The organism is Clostridium culturomicium (genome assembly GCF_000821305.1).
GTDB lineage: Bacteria > Bacillota > Clostridia > Clostridiales > Clostridiaceae > Clostridium_J > Clostridium_J culturomicium.
This window is the reverse complement of the sequence record NZ_CCXK01000015.1, coordinates 44291-70325: the sequence shown is the minus strand read 5'-3', so window position 1 is coordinate 70325 and position 26035 is coordinate 44291. Positions and strand designations below refer to the sequence as shown.

Sequence of the window (26035 nt, the reverse complement as noted above, 5' to 3'; positions counted from 1 at the left end):
GTTGATAGAAATAAGGAAAAACTAAAATAGATTTTTAAAGGAAACTCCGCCTCACATGCGTTCGGTGGAGTAAGTTCGAGGAGGTTACAGGCTATGATGGAGGATAAACAAAGAATAATACAAGAATTCGTGCCAGGTAAACAAGTAACTCTTGCCCATGTAATAGCTAGTCCTAATGCTGATTTATATAAAAAACTAGGTCTTGTTACAGAAAAGAAAGAGGCTATTGGAATTCTTACAATAACTCCAAGTGAGGCTTCAATCATAGCTGCTGATGTGGCAACTAAAGCTGCAGGAATTACTTTAGGATTTGTAGATAGATTTAGTGGTTCAGTATTAGTAACAGGAGATGTGGGTTCTGTTGAGGCTGCATTAAATGAAGTTATACAAGTACTAGGAAATATCTTGAATTTTACATTGACACAGATAACAAGAACTTAGGAGGCACTATGAAAAAGGTAATATTCATAGGAAAGACGGGAAGTGGAAAAACAACTCTTTGCCAGAAGCTCCATGATATTGAGTTAAATTATAAAAAAACTCAGTCAGTTGAAGTATATGATGAGTCTATTGATACTCCAGGCGAGTATCTTGAAAACAGGTTTTATTACAAAGCACTTATAGTTACAGCTGTAGATGCAGATATCATTGCTCTTGTTTATGACTGCACCGAAGATGAATCTTATTTAGCTCCTGGCTTTGCAACCATGTTTGATAAGGAGACTATTGGTGTTATTACAAAGATTGATTCAGCTAAAGATGAAGGAGCAATCCAAAGAGCAGAGGAAATATTGATTGCGGCAGGAGTAGGAAGAGTGTTTAAGATTGATACTCTTGCTGGAAGAGGAATAGATGAATTGATTTCATATCTAAACGCTTGAAGGTGGAGGTGAACTTGTGAGAGAGGAATTATTAAGTGTGGGAATTGATATTGGTACTAGTACAACGCAGCTGGTATTTTCAAAACTTATTATTGAAAATGTAGCTTCAAGTTTTACTGTTCCTAGAATTTCTATAGTTGATAAGGAAGTAATTTACAGAAGTGATGTGCATTTTACACCACTAAAATCAATGACAGAAATTGATGCTGAAAAGGTAAAAGAAATTGTAACTCTTGAATATGAGAAATCAGGAATAAAAAAAGAAGACATTCAAACCGGAGCAGTAATTATTACAGGAGAAACAGCAAGAAAAGAAAATGCCAATGAGGTTTTACACACACTAAGTGGTTTTGCAGGAGATTTTGTGGTAGCTACTGCAGGCCCAGATCTTGAGAGCATAATAGCAGCAAAGGGTGCTGGTGCTCATTTGTATTCAGAGGAGCATTCTACGGTGGTAGTTAACCTGGATATTGGAGGCGGAACTACTAATTTAGCGGTGTTTAACCGTGGAGACCTTAAAGAGACCGGATGTTTAGATATTGGCGGAAGATTAATAAAGCTAGAAGTTGGAACTAATAAAATAATTTATATTGCTCCAAAGATTCAGAAGCTTATAGCAGATAAAAATTTAGACATCAGAGAAGGGTATATTGCTTCAAGAGAAATGTTAAATCCAATTATTAAAGAAATGGTTAGACTTCTTGAAGAAAGTGTTGGAATAACACCTGCAACTCCAAATTTAGATAGGATTATAACCAATAAAAATATTGAGCTTAAAGAAGAAATTAAGTGTATTTCATTTTCAGGTGGAGTGGCAGACTACGTGTATAACGATAAACCAATAGATGATTACTTTAAATTTGGAGATGTTGGAATTTTGCTTGGAGACGCAATTAAGCATTCTGATTTATGTACCAAGTTAAAATTAATTCGTTCAGTAGAAACCATACGTGCCACTGTGGTAGGTGCAGGCTCACACACCATGGATATCAGCGGAAGTACCATTACCTATACTCATGAAAACTTTCCACTTAAAAATCTTCCTATTTTAAAGTTGAGTGAGGAAGATGAAGTAAATGGTCCGGAAGTTTTAAAAAAGGCCGTGGTCGATAAGCTTGGATGGTTTAAGTATGAAAATGAACTTCAAAATGTTGCATTAGCTCTTCAGGGACGTAAAAATCCAACCTTTGTACAGGTGCAGGAAACGGCTAAAGGTATTGTTGAGGGAGCAAAGGAAATTTTAGATCGAAAGCTGCCACTTATCGTTATTGTTGAAACTGATATGGCAAAGGTCTTAGGGCAGGCTATTTACTCCATACTCGTTAATGAAAAGGACATCGTATGTATAGATGGTATTAAGGTTGAGAATGGAGATTATATAGATATAGGGAAACCTGTAGCAGAAGGTAAGGTGTTACCTGTAGTTATAAAAACATTAGTATTTAACTAACCAGGAGGAGGATAAACATGATTTTAAAAACTAAATTATTCGGAAAAGTTTATCAGTTTAGTTCAGTTAAAGAAGTTATGGCAAGAGCAAATGAAAAGAAATCTGGAGATGAATTAGCCGGAATTGCAGCACAGTCAGCAGAGGAAAGAGTAGCTGCCAAAGTAGTTCTTGCAAACCTAACTTTAGCTGATTTAAGAAACAACCCTGCAGTGCCTTATGAGCAGGATGAGGTTACAAGAATTATTCAAGATGATGTAAATGAAAAAATCTACAATGAGATTAAAAATTGGACTGTTTCTGAATTTAGAGAGTGGATATTAGATGATAATACCACTGGTTCAGACATAAGAAGAATTTCAAGAGGTATTACTTCTGAAATGGTTGCTGCAGTTGCAAAAATTATGTCTAACTTAGATTTAATTTATGGAGCTAAAAAAATTAAAGTAACAGCCCATTGCAACACAACAATAGGATTACCAGGAACTTTATCAGTTAGATTACAACCTAATCATCCAACTGATGACCCAGATGGTATAACAGCTTCTTTAATGGAAGGTTTAAGCTATGGAATGGGAGATGCAGTTCTTGGATTAAATCCAGTTGATGACTCTGTAGAAAGCGTAATAAAAGTTTTAAATAGATTTGAAGAGTTCAAACAAAAGTGGAAAATACCAACTCAAACCTGTGTACTTGCACACGTTACAACACAGATGGAAGCTATCAGAAGAGGGGCACCAGAGGATTTAATATTCCAATCAATAGCAGGTTCTGAAAAAGGAAACACAGCCTTTGGTTTTAATGCTGCAACAATAGAAGAAGCAAGACAGCTTGCATTACATCAAGGTACAGCTACAGGACCAAACGTAATGTACTTTGAGACAGGTCAAGGGTCAGAACTTTCTTCAGATGCTCACCATGGAGCAGATCAGGTTACAATGGAAGCTAGATGCTATGGTTTTGCAAAGAGATTCCAGCCATTCCTTGTTAACACAGTTGTTGGTTTTATAGGACCAGAGTATTTATATGATGGAAAACAAGTTACAAGAGCAGGTCTAGAAGATCACTTCATGGGTAAACTTACAGGACTTCCAATGGGAGTTGATGTTTGTTATACAAACCATATGAAGGCAGACCAAAACGATATAGAAAACTTAGCAGTATTACTTGCTACAGCAGGATGTACATATTTTATGGCTATTCCTCATGGCGACGATGTTATGCTTAACTATCAAACTACAGGACATCATGAAACTGCTACAATTAGAGAACTTTTAGGCTTAAGACCAATCAAAGAGTTTGAGGATTGGATGGAGAAGATTGGCATAGTTGATAATGGTAAGTTAACCAGCAAAGCTGGGGACGCTTCAATATTCTTAGGATAAGGGGGTCTCATCATGAATGAACAAGAATTAAAATCAATGGTTGAAAAGTTATTAGTAGATATGATAGGGAAAGCTGGAGTAAATAACATTGTTAATGAAGTTACCAATAAAGTTAGTGGAGCATCTTCAGTTGATGAGAATGGATGTATACCAGACATTACTGAAATAGATTTAAAAACACAGCTTTTAGTTGAAAATCCTCATGATAGAGAAGGATATCTAAAAATGAAACAAAGAACGCCTGCAAGAATCGGTATCGGTCGTTCAGGACCTAGATATAAAACAATAACTCAGCTTAGAGTTAGAGCAGACCATGCTGCAGCGCAAGACTCAGTTTTCTCATATGTTGATGAAGATTTTATTAAAGCCAATGGGTTAATTCCAGTTAATACAATGTGCCATGATAAGGATGAATATTTAACCCGTCCTGACCTTGGAAGAAGATTTGATGAAGAAACTACCAAATTTATAAAAGATAAATTCTCAGGACAAAAGGTACTTTTAGTTGTTGGAGATGGATTAAGCTCAGCAGCTATAGAAGCTAATATTAAAGAGATAATTCCAGCAATTAAGCAGGGCTTAAAAATGTATGGAATTGAAATTGGAGATATATTATTTGTTAAACATGCGAGAGTTGGAGCTATGGACGCTATTGGTGATGCAACAGGGGCTGAAGTTGTATGTATCCTAGTTGGGGAAAGACCAGGCCTCGTTACTGCAGAATCAATGAGTGCATATATAGCATACAAACCAACTGCAAATATGCCAGAAGCTAATAGAACAGTTATTTCCAACATTCATAAGGGTGGTACTACAGCAGTTGAAGCTGGAGCACACGTAGCTGAACTTATTAAGTTAATGCTTGATAAGAAAGCATCTGGAATAAATTTAAAAATATAATTTAGGGGGTATTAATTGTGATTAATGAACCACTACGTGCAACCGTATTAGGATCAAAGATGATTTCAAATTTAAGTCAAGAAATGTGCAATAGATTAGAATTGCCTGAAGGGCACAGATGTATAGGAATAATTACTGCTGATAGTGATGATGTTACTTATACTGCTCTTGACGAAGCAACAAAGGCTTCAGAGGTAGAGGTAGTTTATGCTCGTTCAATGTATGCTGGCGCAGCTAATGCATCAACTAAACTTGCTGGAGAGGTTATAGGAATAATGTCAGGACCAAGTCCAGCAGAGGTTAGAAGTGGATTAAATGCAGCTACAGCATTTATAGAGACAGGAGCTCATTTTGTAAGTGCAAATGAAGATAATTCAATAGCATATTATGCTCATTGTGTATCTAGAACTGGAACTTATCTTTCAAAAGTTGCTGGAGTTAAAGAAGGAGAAGCTCTTGCATATCTTGTTGCCCCACCAATGGAAGCTATTTATGGAATAGATGCAGCAATGAAGGCAGCAGATGTTGTTATGAAGGAGTTCTTTACCCCACCAACAGAAACTAACTATGCTGGAGCACTTCTTACTGGTACTCAATCAGCATGTAAAGCAGCATGTGATGCTTTTGCAGAAGCAGTTAAATCAGTTGCTCAAGAGCCAAAAAGCTATTAGTAGACAGAGCATAATATGAGTAGAGCTTTAGGTCTAATAGAGGTTAATGGATATCTGGCAGCAGTGGAAGCTGCAGATTCTGCACTAAAGGCTGCCGGAGTTACTTTAATTGGCCTTGAAAAAGTAAATGCTGCTATTACTGTAGTGAAATTAACTGGAGATGTGGCTGCGGTTAAGGCAGCTGTTGATGCTGGCACAGCTGCAGCGGAAGCCTTGGGAAGACTGAGAACTTCTCATGTTATACCAAGACTTGATGATCAGTTAGCAAGTTTTATTGCTCCTAAGAAAGCTGAGGCGAAGGCTGAGGTAAAAATTAATGAAGCTGCTAAAGGTACACAAGATATAGAAATTACAGATGAAGCTATAGAAAAAGAAAATCCGATAGATGAACAAGAAGAAATATCGGAAGAAAATATAGAAAAATCAATGGAAGCTCAGTTAGAAAAAAAGGCTAAGGAAGAAGCTGTTGAAGAATTTATAGATGAATTAATAGAAGCTAAAAATAAGGCTATTCACAAGGAGAAGGTTTTAGAGCCTGTTCCGGCTATTAATGAGACAGCACAAAAACCAAAGGCTAAGGTCATGGCTTTAGAAGTAGAACAAAGTAAACCTGATTTAAATTCAATGAAGGTTGAAGAGTTAAGAAGACTTGCAAGAAGTTTAAAGCTTTCAATGACTAATAAACAAATAAAATTTGCAAAAAAAGATGAACTAATAAGAGCAATAAAGGAAAATAGCGAAGCAGGTGATAAATAATGGAATTAATTGATAAGGATTTAGCATCAATTCAAGAAGTGAGAAATTTACTAAAAGCAGCTAAGTCAGCTCAAGAAAAGCTTGCAAAAATGTCTCAAGAAGAAATTGACAGAATTGTGAAAGCTATAGCTGAAGCATCAGCTGCAAATGCAGAAAAACTTGCAAAAATGGCTGTTGAAGAAACAGGATTTGGAATTTGGCAAGATAAGGTTATAAAAAATATATTTGGTTCAACTTATGTTTATGAATACATAAAAAATCTTAAGACAGTAGGAATAATTGTTGAAGATAAGGAGAATAAGGTCTGGGATATTGCTGTACCAATGGGAGTGATAGCAGGGATTATTCCATCTACAAATCCAACTTCAACAGCTATGTATAAAACTCTGATTTCTATTAAAGCAGGGAACTCAATAGTATTATCACCACACCCTGGTGCTAAAAAAGCTATATTGGAGACTGTAAGAATTATGAAGGAAGCTGCAGCTAAAGCAGGATGTCCAGATGGAGCAATAGGATGTATTTCTATTCCAACCCTTCAAGCTACACAGGAGCTAATGAGCAGCAATGATACAGCTATGATTCTTGCAACAGGCGGTAGCGCTATGGTTAAGGCTGCGTACTCATCTGGAAATCCAGCCCTTGGAGTTGGACCAGGTAATGGACCATCCTTCATTGATAAGAGTGCAAACATTCCTCTTGCAGTAAAGAGAATTATGGATTCTAAGACTTTTGATAATGGTACAATTTGTGCATCAGAACAATCTGTAATAATGGAAGAATGCATAAAAGATAAGGTAGTTGCAGAATTTAAAAAGCAAGGTGGGTACTTCTTAAATAAAGAGGAGGCTGCACAGCTTGGAAAATTTATAATGAGAGCTAATGGTTCCATGAACCCTCAAATTGTTGGAAAGAGTGTTGCTGCTATATCGAAATTAGCTGGGTTAACAAATGTTCCAGCAACCGCAAGAGTACTTATTGCTGAAGAAACAGAAGTTGGGCATAATGTACCATATTCAAGAGAAAAATTAGCTCCAATCTTAGCTTTCTATGTAGAAAAAAATATTGATGATATTGAAGCAAAATGTAAAGCCATTCTTCATAATGAAGGAGCAGGACACACCTTCTCAATGCACTGCGAAGATGAGTCAATTGTGAGAAGATTTGCCTTAAGTATGCCAGTATCAAGAATACCTGTTAATACACCAAGTACTTTAGGAGGAATAGGGGCATCAATAAATCTTATTCCAGCATTAACTCTTGGTTGTGGAGCTATAGGTGGAAGCGCTACTTCTGACAACGTTGGACCACTTCATTTAATGAATATTAAGAAGGTTGGATATGGAGTTAAGGAAATTGAGGATTTTAGAACACCATCAGTTTCAAGTTGCTGTTCTAGTGTATCTTCTGCAGATACCAATGAATTAATAGATCTTTTAGTTAAAAAAATTATCAATGAATTGAGATAGAAAAATTAACAAAATATAATTGAGGAGGAAATGAAATGGCAAACGCTAACGCATTAGGAATGATTGAAACAAAAGGATTAGTTGCAGCAATAGAAGCTGCCGATGCAATGGTTAAAGCTGCTAACGTTCAGTTAGTTGGCAAAGAACAAGTAGGTGGAGGTCTTGTTACAGTTTTAGTAAGAGGAGACGTTGGAGCAGTTAAGGCTGCTACAGATGCAGGTGCTGCAGCTGCTGAAAGAGTTGGAGAATTACTTTCAGTTCATGTTATTCCAAGACCACACTTTGAGGTCGATGCTATCCTTCCTAAGAGTCCTACAACTCTATAGTGAAAAGGGAGAGATATACTGTTAATTTAGTGTATTTCTTAAGTAAAACTCTAAGTCTAAGATTTAGTTAGTTAAACTTACTCCACCTGATGAAAATTAGGTGGAGGTTTCCTTAACATTAAAAATTTTAATGGAGGAATGAATATGAATAATCTTTTACAAGAAGTGATAGATGAAGTAGTAAAAAGAGTTAAACAAGAAGCTTTTATTGAAGTTGAAGCTTCAGGAAGACATATTCATTTATGTAAAGAACACATAGATGAGTTGTTTGGTCAAGGGCATACACTTAAAAGGATGAAGGATTTATCACAACCAGGTCAATATGCTTGTGAGGAAAGGGTTACTGTAACGGGACCTAAAGGAGCCTTGAAAAATGTTGTTGTTCTTGGACCTGCAAGGAAAGACACTCAATTAGAAGTATCTTTGACTGATGCCTTAGTTTTAGGAATAAAAGCACCAGTTAAAGAAAGTGGTCATATTGAAGATACACCGGGGATAACTATTTCAACAGATAGAGGCTCTGTAACTGTAGATAAGGGCGTAATTGTAGCTAAAAGGCATATACACATTACACCAGAAGATGCTGAGAAGTTTGGAGTAGAAGATAAGGAAATTGTTATGGCGCGTGTATACGGTGATAGGGAACTCATTTTTGATGATGTAGTAATGAGAGTAAGTCCAAACTTTAGAACTTATATGCACATTGATTACGATGAAGCAAATGCATGTGGATTTAAAAAGGGAACTTTATGCTCAATTATAAAGCATAAAGAACTTTAAAGGTAATATGTTAATTTGATTCTCTAAGGCATAATAGTTTTTAAAGTTAGGAAAGAATTAATTGTTAAGTAGTCGTTAGGGTGTTAAAAAGTATACCTTAAAGTAAGCCTTAATTAGGGGGCGTAGAAATGAATTACGATGAAGTTGTGGACTTAATAGTGAATGAGGTATATAACAAAATAAATTGCTCAAAAAATTCAATAGGTCCCTTAAATAAAGTAGCTGTAGTTATGTCAGAAGAAAATATAAGTGAGATAACAAAAAGCCTAGGAAGTGAGTATAGTATATCAGTTTATAGGAATGAAGATGTGGATGGAGATATCATCATTATTCCAGCTTTATCTTTGAAAGCTATGGCTAACATGGCTACTCTTAATACTGAAGGAGTAGCAGAAGAATTTGTAATAAGAATGCTTATGAAGGGCAAAGAGGTATACGTCCTTGAGAATGGACTAGAATATAAAAAATATAAAAATACAGCTCCCAAAGCACTCTATAGCAAATACTTAGATTTTGAGCAGCAAATAAAATTAAATGGAATTCAGATTATAGGCTATGTAGGTGAGATTAAGAAAAATGATAAAAATCTATTAAGTAATGTTGAAGATATTAAAAACATTGAGGTTTTTAATAATAGTTCATCTGAAGAGATAGAAATTAGGAATAAAAAGGTTATTAATGAAGCAGAAATAAGAAATAAAATTATTCCAGGAGTTTATACAATAGTAATAGATAAAAAAAGTATTATTACTCCATTAGCCACTGATTTCATTAGAACTCATAACCTAAGAGTTAAGAGGGTTTAGTGGAGGCATAAAATGATTATTGGAAAGGTAGTAGGAAAGCTATGGTCTACTAGAAAGGACGAAAAGCTTAATGGCCAGAAGTTCTTAATAGTAAAGACAATGAAAAATAAAGATAAGATGGATGACAACCTGCTAGTATGTGCTGATAGTGTTGGGGCCGGTGCTGGAGATTTAGTTCTCATAGTAAAAGGCGGTTCTGCAAGAGTATCTGTAGGTGATAAGGATATCCCTATAGATACTGCTATTGTAGGAATTATTGACACGATTGAGGTTGATGATGAGTAGGAGTATTGTATCATTTGAATTTAAAAGCATAAGTAAGGGAACTGAAGTTACAGATGAAATGATAAAACTGGCAGAAGTTCAGATTGTTCTTTTCAGAGTAATTTGCCCTGGAAGGTTATTAGTAATTTTAAGTGGAGATGAGGATGCCGTTAGAACTGTCTTTAATAAGGGAAATGAAGCTGGCGAAGGGCATATTTTGGATAGTGCCTTAATCAGTGGAATAAAAGATACAGTTATTCGGGCATTAACCAGCAGAGTTATGATGCCGCCTAAAGGTGCATTGGGGTTATTTGAAACAATGACCATAAGCAGTGGAATTAAGGCATTAGATAGTACTTTAAAGGGTGGAAACTTAAATCTTGTTAAATTGCAGATAGCCTCTGGAATAAGTGGGAGATTAGTTTTCACTGTGTCTGGTGATGTTAGTGATGTAGAACAAGGACTTAAAAGTGGAAAAGATGCTATTGAAGCTAGACGGATAATTAATACATCAATAATAAGGTCTCCAGATGAAATGATTCTAAAATATATAACATAAGAATTATAAGTTAACAGGAGATGAAATGATGGGAATAAATGAAATAATCGTATATATTATGGTTATATTTATGGTATTAGGAGCTTTAGACAAATGTATAGGTAATAGATTTGGATTAGGCGAAAAATTTGAAGAAGGTTTCATGGCAATGGGTTCACTTGCACTTGCAATGGTTGGGGTTATATCTTTAGCTCCAGTATTAGCGAGTCTTCTAAAGCCAGTAGTAGTACCTATATTTAATTTTTTAGGTGCTGACCCAGGGATGTTTGGAGGCACACTCCTTGCTAATGATATGGGTGGAGCAGCTCTTTCAGCAGAGTTGGCAGTAAATCCGGAGGCAGGTTTATTTGGTGGATTAATAGTAGGTTCAATGATGGGAGTTACTATAGTATTTACTATACCAGTAGCGCTTGGGATAATAGAAGAATCAGATCAAAGATTCTTAGCCTTAGGAGTTCTTGCAGGAATAATTACAATTCCAATAGGTTCTTTTGTTGGAGGTTTAGTTGCTGGTTTTCCTGTGATGATGGTGCTAAGAAATTTAATACCTATAGTAATAATTGCAGCACTCATTGCTCTTGGATTATGGAAATTTGAAAGTGCGGTAATAAAAGGTTTTACTTATTTCGGAAAGTTTGTTGTTATAGTAATTACTTTAGGTCTTGCAGCAGCAGTAGTTGAAAAACTTACAGGTATAGTTTTAATTCCAGGAATGAATCCAATCGAAGAAGGTATTGCTATAGTTGGAGACATTGCAATTGTATTAGCAGGAGCGTTCCCTCTTGTATATGTAATAACAAAGGTATTCAAGACTCCTCTTATGGGCTTAGGAAAAGTTTTAAAAATGAATGATGTAGCTGCAGCAGGGTTAGTTGCTACTTTAGCTAACAGTATTCCTATGTTTGGAATGATGAAGGATATGGATGACAGAGGTAAGATTATTAACGTTGCATTTGCTGTATCAGCAGCCTTTGTATTCGGAGATCACCTTGGATTTACAGCAGGGTTTAATTCATCAATGATACTACCTATGATAGTTGGCAAATTAGTTGCAGGTATAACAGCTGTAATTGTAGCTACATTCATAGCCGGAAGTATGACTGGTAAGAAGGAGGCTTAAAGGAATGGATATTGATAAAAGTACATTAGAGAAATTAGTGAGACAAATAATCGAAGAAAAAATAGGTGGGGCTGTTGGCTCATCTAGTTGTGATTCAGTAGATTACATGAGAAATAAAGATGTTAGTGGAGTTATTTCAGTAAAACTTCCTACTGTCAGAGTTAGTGAGAAAGACAGAATGGATACTGGAACAGCAAGTGATATAGTATATACTAAGGATTTATTCACACTAGAAGAAAGTCCTAGACTTGGCTGTGGTATTATGGAAATGAAACAAACTACCTTCGATTGGACATTAAATTACGATGAAATTGACTATGTAATTGATGGCCATTTAGATATAGTTATTAACAATAGCATAGTGTCTGCTGATGCGGGAGAATTAATATTAATTCCAAAGGGAAGTAGTATTAAATTCTCAGTTCCTAACTATGCAAGATTTATATATGTAACTTATCCAGCAGATTGGGCAAATCAAAACTAATTATAAATAGCTTAAAGCCTAGGATTAATATCCTAGGCTTTAGTAATTTGGTTTAAGTATGGTGTGATTAGAGTGTTTCTGTTTTAGATAAATATTGAGGTCTTTTTTTCTTAGTGGCTACTATTGCTGTACAAGCAGCACATGTAACGGCTAGTAGTATTAAAGCTTTTTTCATAAAAATACCTCCCTTAGTGAGAATCTAAATTTTTATAAGAACGATAGTAAAGCGTTTCTTTAATACTCGAACTTATAGATCCGAAGCTCCTTTGCATTAAAATGAAAAGAGTTACCTAAATTAAAAGTAGAATTTTCTAGTTGTTATGATTCTTGCCATAGAAGTAGAATTTATTTCAGTTGTTAATAAATAATTTATAAATAAATAGTTATAATTTTATTAATGCACCTTAGCATGTTTTGGTGACTGTTTTCATGAAAGTTTTTTATCAAGTTTTTTATTATACAAAAACATATAAAAAGAGGCAGAAAAGATGACTAAGTAACCCAAAATACTTATGGCATCTGGAATTTGCTTAAAGATTACTAAACTAATTAATGCAGAGAATATTATGTTTGAGTAATCAAATATTGAAATTTCTCTAGCAGGTGCATAGCGGTATGCAAGAGTTATTGCAAATTGTCCAAGGGTTGCAAAAACACCTGCTAAGATTAAATAAGTTAATTGAAGTCCGGTCATCGGTACATAGTTTAATATCATCATTGGGAAGAGCGTTACCACAGAAAAACATGAAAAATAGAATACTACTGTATAGTGTTTTTCTTTGTTTCCAATGGCTCTAACACAGCTATAAGCGGCACCGGCAAATACTGCAGATGATAACCCTGCAATGTAAGGAATTAAATCAACGCTAAAGGCTGGTTTAATTATAAGTAATGCTCCTAAAAAACCAATAAGAATTGTTATTATGTGATTTGAAGTAAGCTTTTCTTTTAAGAATATTGCACAAAACAGCAATACGAAGAAGGGTGACAGTTTATTTAGCATATTTGCATCAGATAAAATAAGATGGTCAATAGCATAAAAATTTAATACTACACCTAAGGTTCCAAAGGTTGAACGCATAAGAAGTAGCTTTTGGTTTTCTTTTTTACCAAGTAAACTTTCCTTATGACGGATAATCATTGCTAAGGCAATAATAAAAGATATTACATTTCTAAAGAATGCCTTTTGAAGAGATGGCAGGTCGCCAGCAAGCTTAACAAAGGCTGACATCATTGCAAATCCAAAGGCGGATAAAATTATAAGGATAATTCCTGTATTTCTGTTATTCATAGTTTCCTCCATAAATGAGCCTCCCAATCTATGATTTGGAAAAGGCGAATTTAAGTAATAGTCTAAAAGTGATGCTCCAAATCTACGATTTGGTCAGCAGAACTTTCACTGCGTGCATCTTTGATTTAATTACTCGAACTTACTCAGTAGAGCACCCCTTCAAATGAATATGAGAAGGCATTTCATTAAGTTATATTTCCAATTTACGATTTGGTTAATATGAACTTTACATTAAATTCGGTTTAATGAGTTAAATTTTTCAAGTTAATAAGTTAAAATAGAGAAAGAGACAAATAAAAAATAAATTGATAATTGTTATCAGCAATATTATCAGTTATTTAATATGATTTATCAAGATAAATTTTTAATTTGGTCATTCTTAATTTTTAATTATAAGCGGGGGGATATTATGGAAGACTTAAAAATAATGCTTAACTCAATTGAAGGTTTAGATAAGGATGCAATGGCTGCAGCTAAACGTTATTTAGATCATTTAAGCAAACCTATAGGGAGTTTAGGGGTTTTAGAAGATTTAGTTGTAAAGCTAAGTGGAATAAAAGGCAAAACAATTAAAAAAATAAATAAAAAAACAATTGTGGTAATGTGTGCAGACAACGGTATTGAAAGAGAAGGAGTTTCTTCTTGTCCTAGAGAAGTAACGGCAATAGTAACACAGAACATAGCAGATGGAACTACAGCTGTTTGTAAACTTAGTGAGTACTATAACAGTGATGTTGAACTTATTGATATTGGTGTAGATAAGGATTTTGATAATCCTAAAATAGTAAACAAAAAGATAAGTTATGGTACAAGAAATATGACTCAGGGTCCTGCAATGACTAGGGAAGAAGTTGTTAAAGCCATTAAAGTTGGAATTGAAACTGTTAGGGATTTAAAGGAACGTGGTTATGATTTAATTGGAACTGGTGAAATGGGAGTTGGGAACACTACTACATCAGCAGCGATAATAAGCGTATTTTCTGGAATAGATAGTGATCTTATAGTAGGTAAAGGGTCTGGATTAACAGATGATGGTCTTGCTCATAAAAGGAGAATGGTGAAAAAAGCAATAGAAGTTAATAAACCTAAGGTAGAGGATGCATTAGATGTATTAACCAAAGTAGGGGGATTAGATATTGCCGGTTTATGTGGTGTGTTTTTAGGCGGAGCATTGTTTAGAATTCCAGTGGTGATAGATGGATTAATTTCTTCGGCAGCTGCCTTATGTGCTAAGGGGTTATGTCCTAAAGCAGGAGAATACATGCTTGGATCACATTTATCTGCTGAACCTGGGGCTCAGTTTGCAATGGAAGCATTGGGTGTTCAGCCATTATTTAATTTAGGCATGAGACTTGGTGAAGGAACAGGATGTCCAATTGCTTTCGGTATAATTGAGGGAGCAATATACACTATGAGTAATATGGCATCCTTCAGTGAATCAGGTGTGGATGAAAGTGATTATATTGATATAAGAGAAACAGAGTAGGAAAGTGCAGGGAAAAAGCTGTGAATATTTATGTTGTAAGACATGGTCAGACAGAAGAAAATTTAAAGGGTACATATTATGGAGCTTTGGATTGTGGCCTTACTGATTTAGGGGTAAGCCAGGCAAAGGTATTAGGTGAACGCCTTAAAGATATTAAATTTGATAAGGTTTATTGCAGTGATTTAAAAAGAGCTGGAGAAACGTTAAAGTACATTAATACAATTGAAGAGGTTTTTGTTGATGAAAGACTGAGAGAAAGAAATTTTGGCGTTTTTGAAGGTAAGAACTTTAAAGAGATAGAAAAAGAGTTTGCAGAAGAATGCATTGCCTGGAATGATGACTGGAAGGACTTCAGACCTTGTGGTGGAGAAAGCTTTAGAGATTCATATTTGAGGGTTGAAGCTTTTATGGAGAATTTAAAAGAGGAAACAGGAGAGAATATTCTTGTGTGCACTCATGGAGGAATAGTTAGAGCCATGTATGTATATATCTTAGAGGGTAACCTAGATGTATATTGGAAATTCGGTTCTAGGAATGCAGACTTAAGTATAATTAAAAATCAAAGTGGATATTTTTATATAGACAGCATAATTCCATTGGAAGTGGTATAATGCTTAATAGTATATTATTTACAATTGTGTTGATATTATATAAAAGCAACACATATTGAAGAATACTAAATGAAATATTAAATGAAATATTAAATACGGAGGACGAAGATGGGAATTAAAATTGTGACAGACAGCACTAGCTATATACCCAAAGAACTGCTTGAAAAGTATGATATAGCAGTAGTATCTTTAGGGATAGTTATGGAAGGAAAAGGACAGAAGGAAGTAGAAATTAATAATGATGAATTCTATGAAAAGCTGGGCAAATTGGATTCCATACCAACTTCTTCACAACCTACAATAGAAGATTTATATAATGCTTTTGATAATATTATGGCATCAGGAAATGATGCCATAGGGATTTTTATTTCATCAAACATGAGTGGAACTTATTCTACATGTAATCAGATAATTAGAACCATGCTTGAGGAAAAGTACCCTGAAAGAAGACTAGAGGTAATTGATTCTGAGTCTAATTGCATGCAGATGGGGTATGCTGTGCTTGCAGCAGCAGAAGCAGTAATTGAAGGGAAATCTATGGAAGAGGTTTTAAAAGCAGTAGAAGCTGTTAAGGGAAAAAGCCGATTTCTATTTATACCGGATACCCTTGAATACTTGAAAAAAGGTGGTCGTATTGGTGGAGCAACAGCTTTATTTGGCGGACTTCTTCAGATAAGACCTATTTTGACTGTTGAAAATGGAACCACAGAGGTATTTGGCAAGGTTAGAACTAAGAATAAAGCTATAGATAAGATGCTTGAAAAAGCAGCTCTTGATTTTCAGGAAAAAGGTTTTGGGAATTTAATTGTTCATCATATTAATTGTGAAGAAGAAGGAGAAGCTTTAGCAGCTAAAGTAAAAGAGGTATTAAATATTGATGCTGAGATTCAATGCATTGGACCAGTTATAGGCTGCCATGTTGGACCTAAAGCTGTTGGAATTGCTTATTATACACAAAGTTAAGAACACTTGCTCTATCTAATAAGATAAGGTAAAGTTTATAACAATAAAATATTTATGTAAGGGGCGATTATATTGGATATTAACTCAAGAATAGCAAGTCTAAGAAAAGTCATGAGCGAAAGAGGTATTGATGTATTCATAATTCCAAGCTCAGATAACCATGGGAGTGAATATGTTAGTGAGTATTTCAGAGTAAGAGCATGGATTTCAGGATTTACTGGTTCTGCAGGAACTGTAGTAATAACAAAGGATGAAGCTCATCTTTGGACAGACGGAAGATATTTCTTGCAGGCGGCAGACCAGCTAAAGGGTTCAGAAGTTATCTTAGAAAAAATGGGTGAACCAGGAGTAAAAACTTACACACAATGGATATTTGATAACATACAAGATGGTGGAACTGTAAGCTTTAATAGCAAAGTATTTACTGTTTCAAGCTTAGAAAGATTAAAAGATGAATTTAGTGGAAAAGACATAAATATAATGCCAGTTGAGGATATATTTGAAGGCTTATGGCAAGGAAGACCTGATATGCCTAAAAATGAAATATTTATTTTTGATGAAAAATACACTGGAAAAAGTGCTTCGGATAAAATATCGGAGGTTAAAGAAGGTATAAATAAAATAAAAGCAGATAACTTCCTATTAGCATCTATAGATGATATTGCATGGCTTTTAAATTTAAGGGGTGAAGATGTAGTTGGTAATCCTGTATTCTTAAGCTATTTCTTAATGGCTGGAGATAATTGTACTTTATATGTTGATGAAGCTAAGATTACTGATGAGGTTAAATCTTATCTAACAAAAGCTAATGTTGAGGTTAAAGGCTATGATGATATTGTTGAAGATATTAAAGGCGTTAGAGGTTCATTAGTTTACGATCCAAGCAAAACAAATGTATGGCTTAAGGAAGCAATAGCTGATGATGTAAAAATTATAGAGAAAAGAGATATTACTACAGATCTTAAAGCTAAGAAGAATGAAACTGAGTTAAGGTGTATGGAAAATGCTCACGTTAAAGATGGAGTAGCTGTTGTTAGATTTGCAAAGTGGCTTAAAGAAAACATTGGTAAAATAGAAATTACAGAAATGTCTGCTGGAGATAAAGTTTTAGAGTTTAGACAAATGGGGGAAGATTTCCTTTATCCAAGCTTTGATACTATAGCAGGTTATGGCCCACATGGAGCAATGAATCACTATAAAGCTGAACCAGATACGAATTTAACTCTTGAGCCAAAGGGGTTATTCTTATTAGATTCAGGTGGACAATATTTAGATGGAACTACAGATATAACAAGAACTTTTGCATTAGGAGAATTAACAGAGCAGGAGAGAGAAGATTACACATTAACTCTTAAGTGTCACTTAAGTCTTGGAAATGCAATATTTAGAGAAGGAACTGCTGGATGTCACCTAGATGTTTTAGCTAGAAAAGATATTTGGAGCAGAGGAATAGACTTTAACCATGGAACAGGACATGGAGTCGGATTCTTCTTAAATATTCATGAAGGCCCAATGTCTATCGGAAAGAATTATGTTCAAGTACCATTAGAAGTTGGAATGGTTATTTCTAATGAGCCAGGAGTTTATAGAGCAGGAAGCCACGGCATAAGAATAGAAAACTTAGTTGCAGTACAACCTAAGTTCAGTACTGAATTTGGTAACTTCTTCTGTTTTAAAAACTTAACTCTATGTCCATATGACTTAGATGCAATTAAAGTTGATATGTTAACTTCAGAAGAAATAGATTTAATAAATGCTTATCATAAGGAAGTATTTGAAAAATTAAGTCCATCATTAAATGAAGAAGAAACAGCATGGTTAAAAGAAGTTACAAAGGCAATATAAAAATAATATAAATAATCTATAGAATTAAACCTCAATACATGATATAAGTTGTCACGTATTGAGGTTTTTTATATTTAAATTGGTGTCAGATTTTAAAAAGGGTAGTACATAATTATTCTATGAAGTGAAACAATAAGTTAAGATAGCTGTCTTGGTAAGGAAAAACTATGTTACCAAATCAGTTGCAATACAAAGGAGGAAATATAATGTCATCAAATAATGGAGGAAAACTATCCTTAACAGCACTTATATTAATGATTTTCACTTCAGTTTATGGTTTTAACAATATGCCAAGATCATTCTATTTAATGTCTTATGGCTCAATAACATTTTTCGTTGGAGCAGCAATTTTATTCTTTATACCATTTGCATTCATGATGGCTGAGTATGGAGCTGCATTTAAAAATGAAACAGGAGGAATATATTCCTGGATGGAAAAATCCGTTAATGCGAAGTATGCCTTTGTTGGAACTTTTATGTGGTACACATCAGCGGTAATTTGGATGGTTAACGTATCTTCAGGGATATGGGTACCTTTATCCAATGCCATCTCAGGGATAGATAAGACCAGCACTTGGTCATTATTTGGGTTGAGTGCAACAAAGACTTTAGGTGTCTTAGGAGTATTATGGATTATATTTGTAACATTTATATCTACTAAGGGAATTGAAAAAATAAAAAAAATTACTTCAGTTGGAGGTACTGCAGTAGCAGGACTAAATGTACTTTTATTAGTTGGGGCTATTGCAATATTAATAGGTAATGGTGGAAAGCTTGCACAACCTATCGAAGGAATGGCAACATTTGTAACATCACCTAACCCAGCATATCAAACATTGATATCAATAATGTCTTTTTTAGTATTTGCTATTTTTGCTTTTGGTGGTATCGAAGTTGTTGGAGGTCTTGTTGACCAAACAGAGGAACCAGAAAAAAACTTTCCAAAGGGATTGGCTTTATCTGCTATTGTTATAGCAATTGGATATGCTGTTGGAATCTTTTGTACAGGAGTATTTACAAACTGGAATGATATTCTTGGAGCAAATGGTAAATACGGAGATATAATTACCATGGGGAACGTTTCTTATTTAATTATGAATAACCTTGGATATCAATTAGGAGCAGCTTTTGGAGCTTCACAAGCTGTTTGTGTTCAAATCGGAAACTGGATAGCTAGATTCGTTGGATTATCAATGCTTTTTGCTCTAACAGGTGCATTTTTCACAATGACCTATGCTCCGCTTAAACAGTTAATTGCAGGTGCACCAAAAGGCTTGTTCCCAGATTATATAGCAACAACTAAAGATGGTATGCCTTTAAATGCTATGACAGTTCAGGCTATTGTTGTTATTGTTATAATTATCGCGGTATCCTTTGGTGGGGAATCCATGGCTAAATTTTTTGATATTTTAGTTGCAATGACTAACGTGGCGATGACTATTCCATACATGTTTTTATCAGGTGCATTTATATCATTTAAAAGAAAAAAAGAAATTAACAAACCTTTTGAAATATTTAAAAGTAATGGTGTTACAATTTTATTTACAGTTGTAGTAACGTTAATTGTTGGTTTTGCTAATATATTTTCAATTATTGAACCTGCAATGAATGGTGACATTGCTAAAACAGTGTGGAGTATTGCAGGACCAGTAGTCTTTTCTGTATTTGCCCTTGTTTTATTCAGCAGATATGAAAAGTTGCAAAAATCAGGAAAGATAAAATAATTAGAAAAAAAGCTAAGGCGAAAGTGCCTTAGCTTTTTTTCTTAAAGAAACCCTCATATGCATTCGAACTAAAAAAGATTTACAATAGAGATTTATTGTTTTCCTTGAAAAACTTGCCAATATAGATATAATAGTCACATGCGATAAAATTTGCTTAGAAAGAAGGGAAAAAATGACTGAAACACAAAAGAAAAAGACCATATCAATGAGGGCTCTTATTTTAATGACATTTACAACGGTTTATGGCTTTAACAATATGCCTCGTTCATTTTACTTAATGGGATATAGTGCAATACCATTCTTCTTGGTATCTGTTCTATTGTTCTTTATACCTTTTGCTTTTATGATGGCAGAGTATGGAGCTGCCTTTAAGAATAAAAGTGGGGGAATTTACTCTTGGATGGAGAAATCTGTGAATTCTAAATATGCTTTTGTTGTAACTGTAATGTGGTATGCATCAATTGTTATTTTAATGGTTAATTTATCTACTGCAATTTGGATACCACTATCAAATGCTGTGTTTGGTACAGATACCACAGGTACTTGGTCCTTATTTGGCTTAAGCAGTACAAAGACGTTGGGAGTTTTAGCATCACTATGGATTGCAACAGTAACTTTTATATCTGCAAAGGGTATAGATAAAGTAAAGAAGGTAACATCAGTTGGTGGGGTAGCTGTTATGGCTTTAAACCTGATATTAATAGGTGGAGGCTTATTAGTACTGATAGGAAATGGTGGACAACTTGCTCAGCCTTTTAAGGATTTATCAGCAGTTGTAACGTCACCAAACCCAGGTTACCAAAATCCATTGTCAATGCTATCTTTTTTAGTGTTTACTTTATTTGCTTTTGGCGGAATTGAAGTTATAGGTGGTCTTGTTGATAAAACAGAGAATCCAGAAAAAAACTTTCCAAAGGGTCTTTTAATAGCATCAGTGATTATTGGAACTGGTTATGCCATTGGTATTTTTGCAGTTGGTATATTTACAAATTGGGAGGCTATCTTAGGTATTACAGGGCAATATGGAGAAGTTATCAATTTGGGAAATGCAACTTATTTAATAATGAATAACTTAGGATATCAAATTGGGGCAGCTTTTGGAGCTACAGAATCAATGTGTATGAATATTGGAAACTGGACTGCCAGAATAGTAGGGATTTCTATGGTTCTATCCATGGCAGGAGCATTTTTCACATTAACTTTTGCTCCATTAAAACAGCTTATTGCTGGATGCCCAAAAGGGTTGCTTCCAGATAAGATTACTGAATTGAAGGATGGAATGCCTGTAAAAGCAATGATACTCCAAGGGGTAACTACAATTGTAATAGTATTATTAGTTGCATTTGGTGGAGATGTCATGGCAGAATTTTTTGATATACTTGTGGCAATGACAAATGTGGCAATGACATTACCATATATGTTTATTTCAGCAGCATTTATTGGATTTAAAAGAAAAGAAGAGATACATAAGCCTTACGTTGTTTTTAAAAATAAATTTAGTACTATAGTAATTACCTGGGTGGTTACTGGGTTAGTAGTTTTTGCAAATCTATTTTCAATTGTTGAGCCAGCTATTAATGGAAATGTTTCGAAGACACTTTGGAGTATTGCAGGACCAGTATTTTTCATAATAATAGCCTTAACTATGTATGGAAAATATGAAAAAGATTTAAGTAATGAAAATTTAATTTATGATAACAAGTAATTATATTTAATATTAATTAATTTGAGAGCTATTCTAATGAGGACAAGTTTCGTTAGAATAGCTTATTTATACGTAAATTCTTTTAATATATAGTTGATCGTATGGAAATATATATTTTTTTATCAATGATTTATCAATTAATAGAAATGTAACTAGACAAGAAATTATACATAGGTAATAATATTAATATAAGTAAAAAATACGAGGTGGGGGAATTGAATAAAGTTATAGGTAGCAGAATTAAAGACCTTAGAATTAATAAGAAGATGACATTAAAAGAATTGAGTGAGAAAACTGACTTGTCTACTGGATTTTTGTCACAACTAGAAAGAGGACTAACAAGTGTGGCTACTGATTCATTACTAAATATTGCAGAGGCATTAGAGGTAGATTTATCATATTTTTTACTAGGTACGATTAAAAAGAGAGAAAACTTTATTAAGAGAAGTTACGAAAGAGATATTTATAAATTAGATGATTCTAATTATATAAATTATGTATTATCAAATGATATTGAAGGAAAAGAGATATTACCAAGAATAATAGACATATTACCATTTAGCAGAGGTGAGATACAAGAGTATAACCATGAGGGAGAAGAGTTTGTTTATGTATTGGAAGGGATTATAACACTATTTGTAAATGGATCTGAATACAGTCTTTATCCAGGAGATACAGCTCATTTTGATGGTGGAAAAAATCATTGTTATATAAATAATACTAATAAAATGGGAAAAATATTATTAGTTAACACAAGAAGAGATATTAGTTCTATAAACAACGGAAGAGTATAGTCAGGAGGATGACATGAATAAGAGAATAGGGTTTATAGGAGCAGGAAACATGGCAAAGGCTATTATAGGAGGAATATTAAATTCTAAATTAATAGCAGCTGAAAATATATTTATTTATGGACCTCATGTTGAGAAATTAAAAATAACTCAAGGTGAATATGGGGTACAGATTAGTAATTCAGCAAAAGAGCTTGCTGAAAGCATGGATATTCTATTTATAGCAGTTAAACCTAATATATTTTTAAAGGTATTAAATGAAATAAAAGAATATATAAATAAAGACACAATAGTTATTTCAATAGCAGCTGGAATTACTATAAATGAAATGGAGGATATCCTTCAAAATAAATATAAAATTGTAAGAGCAATGCCAAATACACCTTCTCTTGTAGGTGAAGGTATGAGCAGCCTTTGCTGTAATGACAGAGTAACAGAAGATGAAATTCTATCAGTGAAAAAAATATTTGAAAGCTTTGGAAAGGCAGAAATACTTCCAGAGTATTTAATTCATTCTGTTATAGGTGCAAGCGGATCTGCACCAGCCTATGTTTTTATGATGATAGAAGCCATGGCTGATGGGGCAGTTTTAGGTGGAATGCCTAGAGAGAAGGCATATAAATTTGCTGCACAAGCATTACTTGGATCAGCAAAAATGGTGTTAGAAACAGGAAAACATCCTGGTGAATTAAAGGATATGGTCTGTTCGCCTGGTGGAACAACAATAGAGGCTGTAAAAGCTCTTGAACAAAATGGGTTTAGAGCAGCAGTGATAGATGCAATGGAAAAATGTATGAACAAATCGAAGGATATGGAGAAAAAGTAAGGAGAATGGATTTATGAATTTTACAAAAAAGGTTAAATTTTTAAATCAGTGTGAGGAAAATATTAATAAGCTAGGGTTCTACTTAGATCTTAGTGATAAGGACCTTAGCTGTGGTCCTTGTTTGATTTTAAAGAGATATTATAAATGGACTTTGAAGTATATTTACAATGCAGATATTTTGGAAGAGGATTGTGAAAGCTACTTTTTAAATATTATTGATAAGCTTGATTATAAAGTTATAGCTAATATGGAATATGAAGATTTTAGAGATTTATTATTAGCTTATTTTTCTTTGGGAGAGATTTATTATAATGAAGCAAATCTTCAGTTAGCTAAAGAGTATTTTCTTAAGGCTGCAGAGATGATGGAAGAGTCATTAAAGGCTGGCAATAAGTATCAGACAGAGGAAATCCAAGAGAAAATAGGTGTTGTATTCTTTGAAATTCTTATGTGGGCAAGAAAAAATCTTGGTGATATGGAAGAGGGAGCCGAGGCTTTAGAATTATATGAAAGTATTATTGGTGAAGAAGAATGCCTATATGTAGAGAAGCACTCTGCTATATTTAAAACAGCTAAAGAGCTTAAGCTTATAGCAATAGCCAATGATGCAGCAAGAAGTGTAATGAAGATTTCATCTACATATAAGGGGATAAACAATGAGGTTGTAGAATTTTTAATACAAGCTAAGGAGTATGAAAATGCTTTAGAAATAGCTACAGCTGAATACATAAAAAATGATATAACTCATTGGATTAACATAGTAAATATTATCTGTAGGGAAGCAGACGAGCTTAATGCAGAATGTGTACATAAAGTAATTAGTTTTTTAAATCTTTTAATTGGGGATTTTAAAATAGTTGATTGGAGTACCATTGCTTACACACTATATATGAATGTAAGAGGTATCGAACCAACCCAGGTAATAGTATTAGATTATTTAAGACAGTGCTTTAATAAGGTGAAGAGAAATGATTTTAGTGCTTGTGGACAAGTTATTATGGTTTTAAAAAACATTTACGAGGATATCAGGATTGAAAAGTACGAAAATGATTATTTAAGACAATATGAATTTGATTTCACTTTATATTTAATGAATACTGCAGTTCAAAATCAGAGTTTTGAAAAAGGATTAGAAAGTTCTGCAAAATTAAAAGCTATTATTGAAGTTGCAAATGTAAATAAAGATATATATCCTTATGTAGAACAATGCTTGGAAATTTGCAAAGAGAATATTAATGGTGAGTCTTATGCGTTAGATGCATATCCATGGAACTATTTATATGATAATTTAAAGGTTTTAACTAAAAAATATGGTATTGATGATACCATTAAGACTTTAGATATAGCTAGAAATGGTTCAAATAAAATGATTATTGGAATCTGTAATCTTGATGATGAGAAAATTGCGTCAATAATCAATGAAGGTATTGGAGAAAGTATTTTTTACAAGCATAAGGACATTGTACTTGTAACTAGTAGTTCCATGGAAGTGGAAGCACATATTAAGGAAAAGTACAGCTATGAGATAATAGTAAAAGAAGGATTATTAAAGAATAATAGCTGTATAATGACTTATGAAAATTCAGCTTTAGCAAGGTTGACAGATTTAAATATTATTGTAATTGATGGACATAGAGAATTAAGAGATATGGATATAACCTATATGAGGCATATTCTGCAGGAAAGCTTGAAGAATAAGGTCTTGATATTATTTAATAGTGAATCAGAAGAGTTTAGTGAGGGCTCTTTAAGTTATAATGAAACAATGATAAAAACCTTATTAAATTTTGAAAATATTGAGTTCCTTGATATGAAAAAAATAAGAGCTAAAAAGGATGTAATTAGTTTTATTGTGAAAGATGTTCCTGATAGTATAGTGAAGCATAAGTTTGATATATTTAACAAAGATATTTTAGATTCCTTGAATTATATTAAAGAAGATATTAAAGCTGTTAAGGCAGAATTTAAGGAAAAACGATATATTATTTCAGAATGTGGCAGAGAATACTCCTATATTGAAGAAGAGTTAAGTAATAATCACAAAGAATTTAGCTTGAAGGTTAATAAGGATATAGAGTTTTTAAGACAATATGCTGGAGATAAGATTGCTTCAGTAATACCAGATTTGCTTCAAACAAGATTTGTGGCTATAGATGACTTGGAAGATGTGGCTAACTTAAAAGAAAAAGCAGAAGAAATTTTATCAAGGTCAGTAGAATCATGGTGTACCAAAAATATTTATAAGTTAATGCTAGAACAGTTCCAGGTTTATATTGCTAAGTACTCAAAGTATTATAGCTTCCAGGAAGAGACACTAGATAGAATTGAAGAAAATAGAAAAACACTAATTTCATCATATCCAGAGTTTGCGGAAAACATAATGACAATAGAAATTAAGCAATTAGACGAAATTATTCAAGAGTTTTTAGTGAATTATGAGTCATATCTTCAAAGTATAAATTACAGGGTTACAATAATACCTAATGAAAATTTATTTAGTGCAATGAAGGATGGGATTAAGGTTATGTTCCTTAAAAATGAGGAAAAAGCTGAAAATCTTAGAACAAAAATAAAAACTCTAGTTTTAGAAAATGTAGATAATATCAGTAAGGCAGTAGTAGAAAATATAGAAGAAAAATTAGGCTTTCTACAAGAAAAACTACAAGAAATAATAAATGGTATATTCCAAGGCGCGAAGGAGTGTACGGCAAGAGAAAAGGCAACAGTTGAAAACGCTATTAAAACCCTTGATGAGGAATATGCGAAGATAGAAGCTAAAAACACTTTAGTTGAGGCTAAAATGGAATTCATTGAGGTTGAAGCTTTAAAATACAGCATAGAGGTTGCTACAGGTGTAGTTTATAGTGAAGATAAATGTTATTGTCTGAATTAAAGAATGAGGAAGAAACTTACGAATAAAAATAAAAACACTTTGTAAGAGGGTA

The 26035-nt window shown here is 33.7% G+C and carries 25 protein-coding genes; 24 read left to right on the top strand and 1 reads right to left on the bottom strand.

Going from position 1 to position 26035, the window contains the following annotated elements:
- Nucleotides 1–96 precede the first annotated feature (96 nt).
- The 15 genes from eutS (at nucleotide 97) to BN1075_RS07195 (ending at nucleotide 11848) form a co-directional block, all read left to right on the top strand.
- Nucleotides 97–441 carry an ethanolamine utilization microcompartment protein EutS gene (gene eutS, locus BN1075_RS07265; protein WP_040192869.1) on the top strand — a complete coding sequence of 115 codons (345 nt, stop codon included), beginning with the start codon at nucleotides 97–99 and terminating at the stop codon, nucleotides 439–441.
- A gap of 8 nt (nucleotides 442–449) precedes the next feature.
- Nucleotides 450–881, top strand: a complete 432-nt coding sequence (locus tag BN1075_RS07260; protein ID WP_040192472.1) for a EutP/PduV family microcompartment system protein — start codon at nucleotides 450–452, stop codon at nucleotides 879–881.
- Nucleotides 882–897: 16 nt separating this feature from the next.
- Complete coding sequence (gene eutA / locus BN1075_RS07255; protein WP_040192471.1) at nucleotides 898–2331, top strand: ethanolamine ammonia-lyase reactivating factor EutA; 1434 nt, start codon at nucleotides 898–900, stop codon at nucleotides 2329–2331.
- A gap of 17 nt (nucleotides 2332–2348) precedes the next feature.
- A complete protein-coding gene (locus BN1075_RS07250; protein ID WP_040192470.1) occupies nucleotides 2349–3713 on the top strand; it encodes an ethanolamine ammonia-lyase subunit EutB in 1365 nt (454 codons plus the stop codon).
- 12 nt (nucleotides 3714–3725) lie between these two features.
- Nucleotides 3726–4613: an ethanolamine ammonia-lyase subunit EutC gene (gene eutC, locus BN1075_RS07245; RefSeq protein ID WP_040192469.1), complete on the top strand. Its 888-nt coding sequence runs from the start codon at nucleotides 3726–3728 to the stop codon at nucleotides 4611–4613.
- Nucleotides 4614–4630: 17 nt separating this feature from the next.
- Nucleotides 4631–5284, top strand: a complete 654-nt coding sequence (gene eutL, locus BN1075_RS07240; RefSeq protein ID WP_040192468.1) for an ethanolamine utilization microcompartment protein EutL — start codon at nucleotides 4631–4633, stop codon at nucleotides 5282–5284.
- 15 nt (nucleotides 5285–5299) lie between these two features.
- Entirely contained in the window at nucleotides 5300–6040 is a 741-nt protein-coding gene (locus BN1075_RS22430) for a BMC domain-containing protein (protein ID WP_052406449.1), read from the top strand.
- Nucleotides 6040–7509 (top strand): acetaldehyde dehydrogenase (acetylating), encoded by a 1470-nt coding sequence (locus tag BN1075_RS07230; protein WP_052406448.1) that lies wholly within the window; start codon nucleotides 6040–6042, stop codon nucleotides 7507–7509. The genes BN1075_RS22430 and BN1075_RS07230 overlap by 1 nt, the downstream gene beginning before the upstream one ends.
- A 35-nt stretch (nucleotides 7510–7544) precedes the next feature.
- The gene (gene eutM / locus BN1075_RS07225) at nucleotides 7545–7835 is read left to right on the top strand and encodes an ethanolamine utilization microcompartment protein EutM (RefSeq protein ID WP_040192467.1); all 291 of its coding nucleotides are present in this window, start codon (nucleotides 7545–7547) and stop codon (nucleotides 7833–7835) included.
- 144 nt (nucleotides 7836–7979) lie between these two features.
- Nucleotides 7980–8615 (top strand): ethanolamine utilization phosphate acetyltransferase EutD, encoded by a 636-nt coding sequence (gene eutD, locus BN1075_RS07220; protein ID WP_040192466.1) that lies wholly within the window; start codon nucleotides 7980–7982, stop codon nucleotides 8613–8615.
- Between the two features lie 128 nt (nucleotides 8616–8743).
- Nucleotides 8744–9421 (top strand): hypothetical protein, encoded by a 678-nt coding sequence (locus BN1075_RS07215; protein WP_040192465.1) that lies wholly within the window; start codon nucleotides 8744–8746, stop codon nucleotides 9419–9421.
- A gap of 12 nt (nucleotides 9422–9433) precedes the next feature.
- On the top strand, nucleotides 9434–9706 hold the full coding sequence (locus tag BN1075_RS07210; RefSeq protein ID WP_040192464.1) for a EutN/CcmL family microcompartment protein: 273 nt from the start codon (nucleotides 9434–9436) through the stop codon (nucleotides 9704–9706).
- Nucleotides 9699–10244, top strand: a complete 546-nt coding sequence (locus tag BN1075_RS07205; RefSeq protein WP_040192463.1) for a BMC domain-containing protein — start codon at nucleotides 9699–9701, stop codon at nucleotides 10242–10244. The genes BN1075_RS07210 and BN1075_RS07205 overlap by 8 nt, the downstream gene beginning before the upstream one ends.
- 28 nt (nucleotides 10245–10272) lie before the next feature.
- Nucleotides 10273–11364 carry an ethanolamine utilization protein EutH gene (gene eutH / locus BN1075_RS07200; RefSeq protein ID WP_040192462.1) on the top strand — a complete coding sequence of 364 codons (1092 nt, stop codon included), beginning with the start codon at nucleotides 10273–10275 and terminating at the stop codon, nucleotides 11362–11364.
- Nucleotides 11365–11368: 4 nt separating this feature from the next.
- A complete protein-coding gene (locus tag BN1075_RS07195; protein ID WP_040192461.1) occupies nucleotides 11369–11848 on the top strand; it encodes a cupin domain-containing protein in 480 nt (159 codons plus the stop codon).
- Between the two features lie 427 nt (nucleotides 11849–12275).
- Here the strand turns inward: BN1075_RS07195 and BN1075_RS07190 are convergent, their stop codons facing one another.
- Nucleotides 12276–13151 (bottom strand): DMT family transporter, encoded by an 876-nt coding sequence (locus BN1075_RS07190; RefSeq protein ID WP_040192460.1) that lies wholly within the window; start codon nucleotides 13149–13151, stop codon nucleotides 12276–12278.
- Nucleotides 13152–13548: 397 nt separating this feature from the next.
- On the opposite strand from BN1075_RS07190, the gene cobT reads away from it, so the two are divergent.
- From cobT to BN1075_RS07145, 9 genes are all read left to right on the top strand, one after another.
- Nucleotides 13549–14625, top strand: a complete 1077-nt coding sequence (gene cobT, locus BN1075_RS07185; protein ID WP_040192459.1) for a nicotinate-nucleotide--dimethylbenzimidazole phosphoribosyltransferase — start codon at nucleotides 13549–13551, stop codon at nucleotides 14623–14625.
- Nucleotides 14626–14645: 20 nt separating this feature from the next.
- Nucleotides 14646–15236, top strand: a complete 591-nt coding sequence (gene cobC / locus BN1075_RS07180; RefSeq protein WP_040192458.1) for an alpha-ribazole phosphatase — start codon at nucleotides 14646–14648, stop codon at nucleotides 15234–15236.
- Nucleotides 15237–15344: 108 nt separating this feature from the next.
- Entirely contained in the window at nucleotides 15345–16199 is an 855-nt protein-coding gene (locus BN1075_RS07175; RefSeq protein ID WP_040192457.1) for a DegV family protein, read from the top strand.
- 72 nt (nucleotides 16200–16271) lie between these two features.
- Nucleotides 16272–18044, top strand: a complete 1773-nt coding sequence (locus BN1075_RS07170) for an aminopeptidase P family protein (RefSeq protein ID WP_040192456.1) — start codon at nucleotides 16272–16274, stop codon at nucleotides 18042–18044.
- Nucleotides 18045–18250: 206 nt separating this feature from the next.
- A complete protein-coding gene (gene yjeM / locus BN1075_RS07165; RefSeq protein WP_040192455.1) occupies nucleotides 18251–19768 on the top strand; it encodes a glutamate/gamma-aminobutyrate family transporter YjeM in 1518 nt (505 codons plus the stop codon).
- A gap of 172 nt (nucleotides 19769–19940) precedes the next feature.
- Nucleotides 19941–21473 (top strand): glutamate/gamma-aminobutyrate family transporter YjeM, encoded by a 1533-nt coding sequence (gene yjeM / locus BN1075_RS07160; RefSeq protein WP_040192454.1) that lies wholly within the window; start codon nucleotides 19941–19943, stop codon nucleotides 21471–21473.
- Nucleotides 21474–21688: 215 nt separating this feature from the next.
- Nucleotides 21689–22267 (top strand): helix-turn-helix domain-containing protein, encoded by a 579-nt coding sequence (locus BN1075_RS07155; protein WP_040192453.1) that lies wholly within the window; start codon nucleotides 21689–21691, stop codon nucleotides 22265–22267.
- A 13-nt stretch (nucleotides 22268–22280) separates the two neighbouring features.
- On the top strand, nucleotides 22281–23090 hold the full coding sequence (proC, locus tag BN1075_RS07150) for a pyrroline-5-carboxylate reductase (protein WP_040192452.1): 810 nt from the start codon (nucleotides 22281–22283) through the stop codon (nucleotides 23088–23090).
- A gap of 13 nt (nucleotides 23091–23103) precedes the next feature.
- Entirely contained in the window at nucleotides 23104–25983 is a 2880-nt protein-coding gene (locus BN1075_RS07145; RefSeq protein ID WP_040192451.1) for a ring-infected erythrocyte surface antigen domain-containing protein, read from the top strand.
- Nucleotides 25984–26035 lie beyond the last annotated feature (52 nt).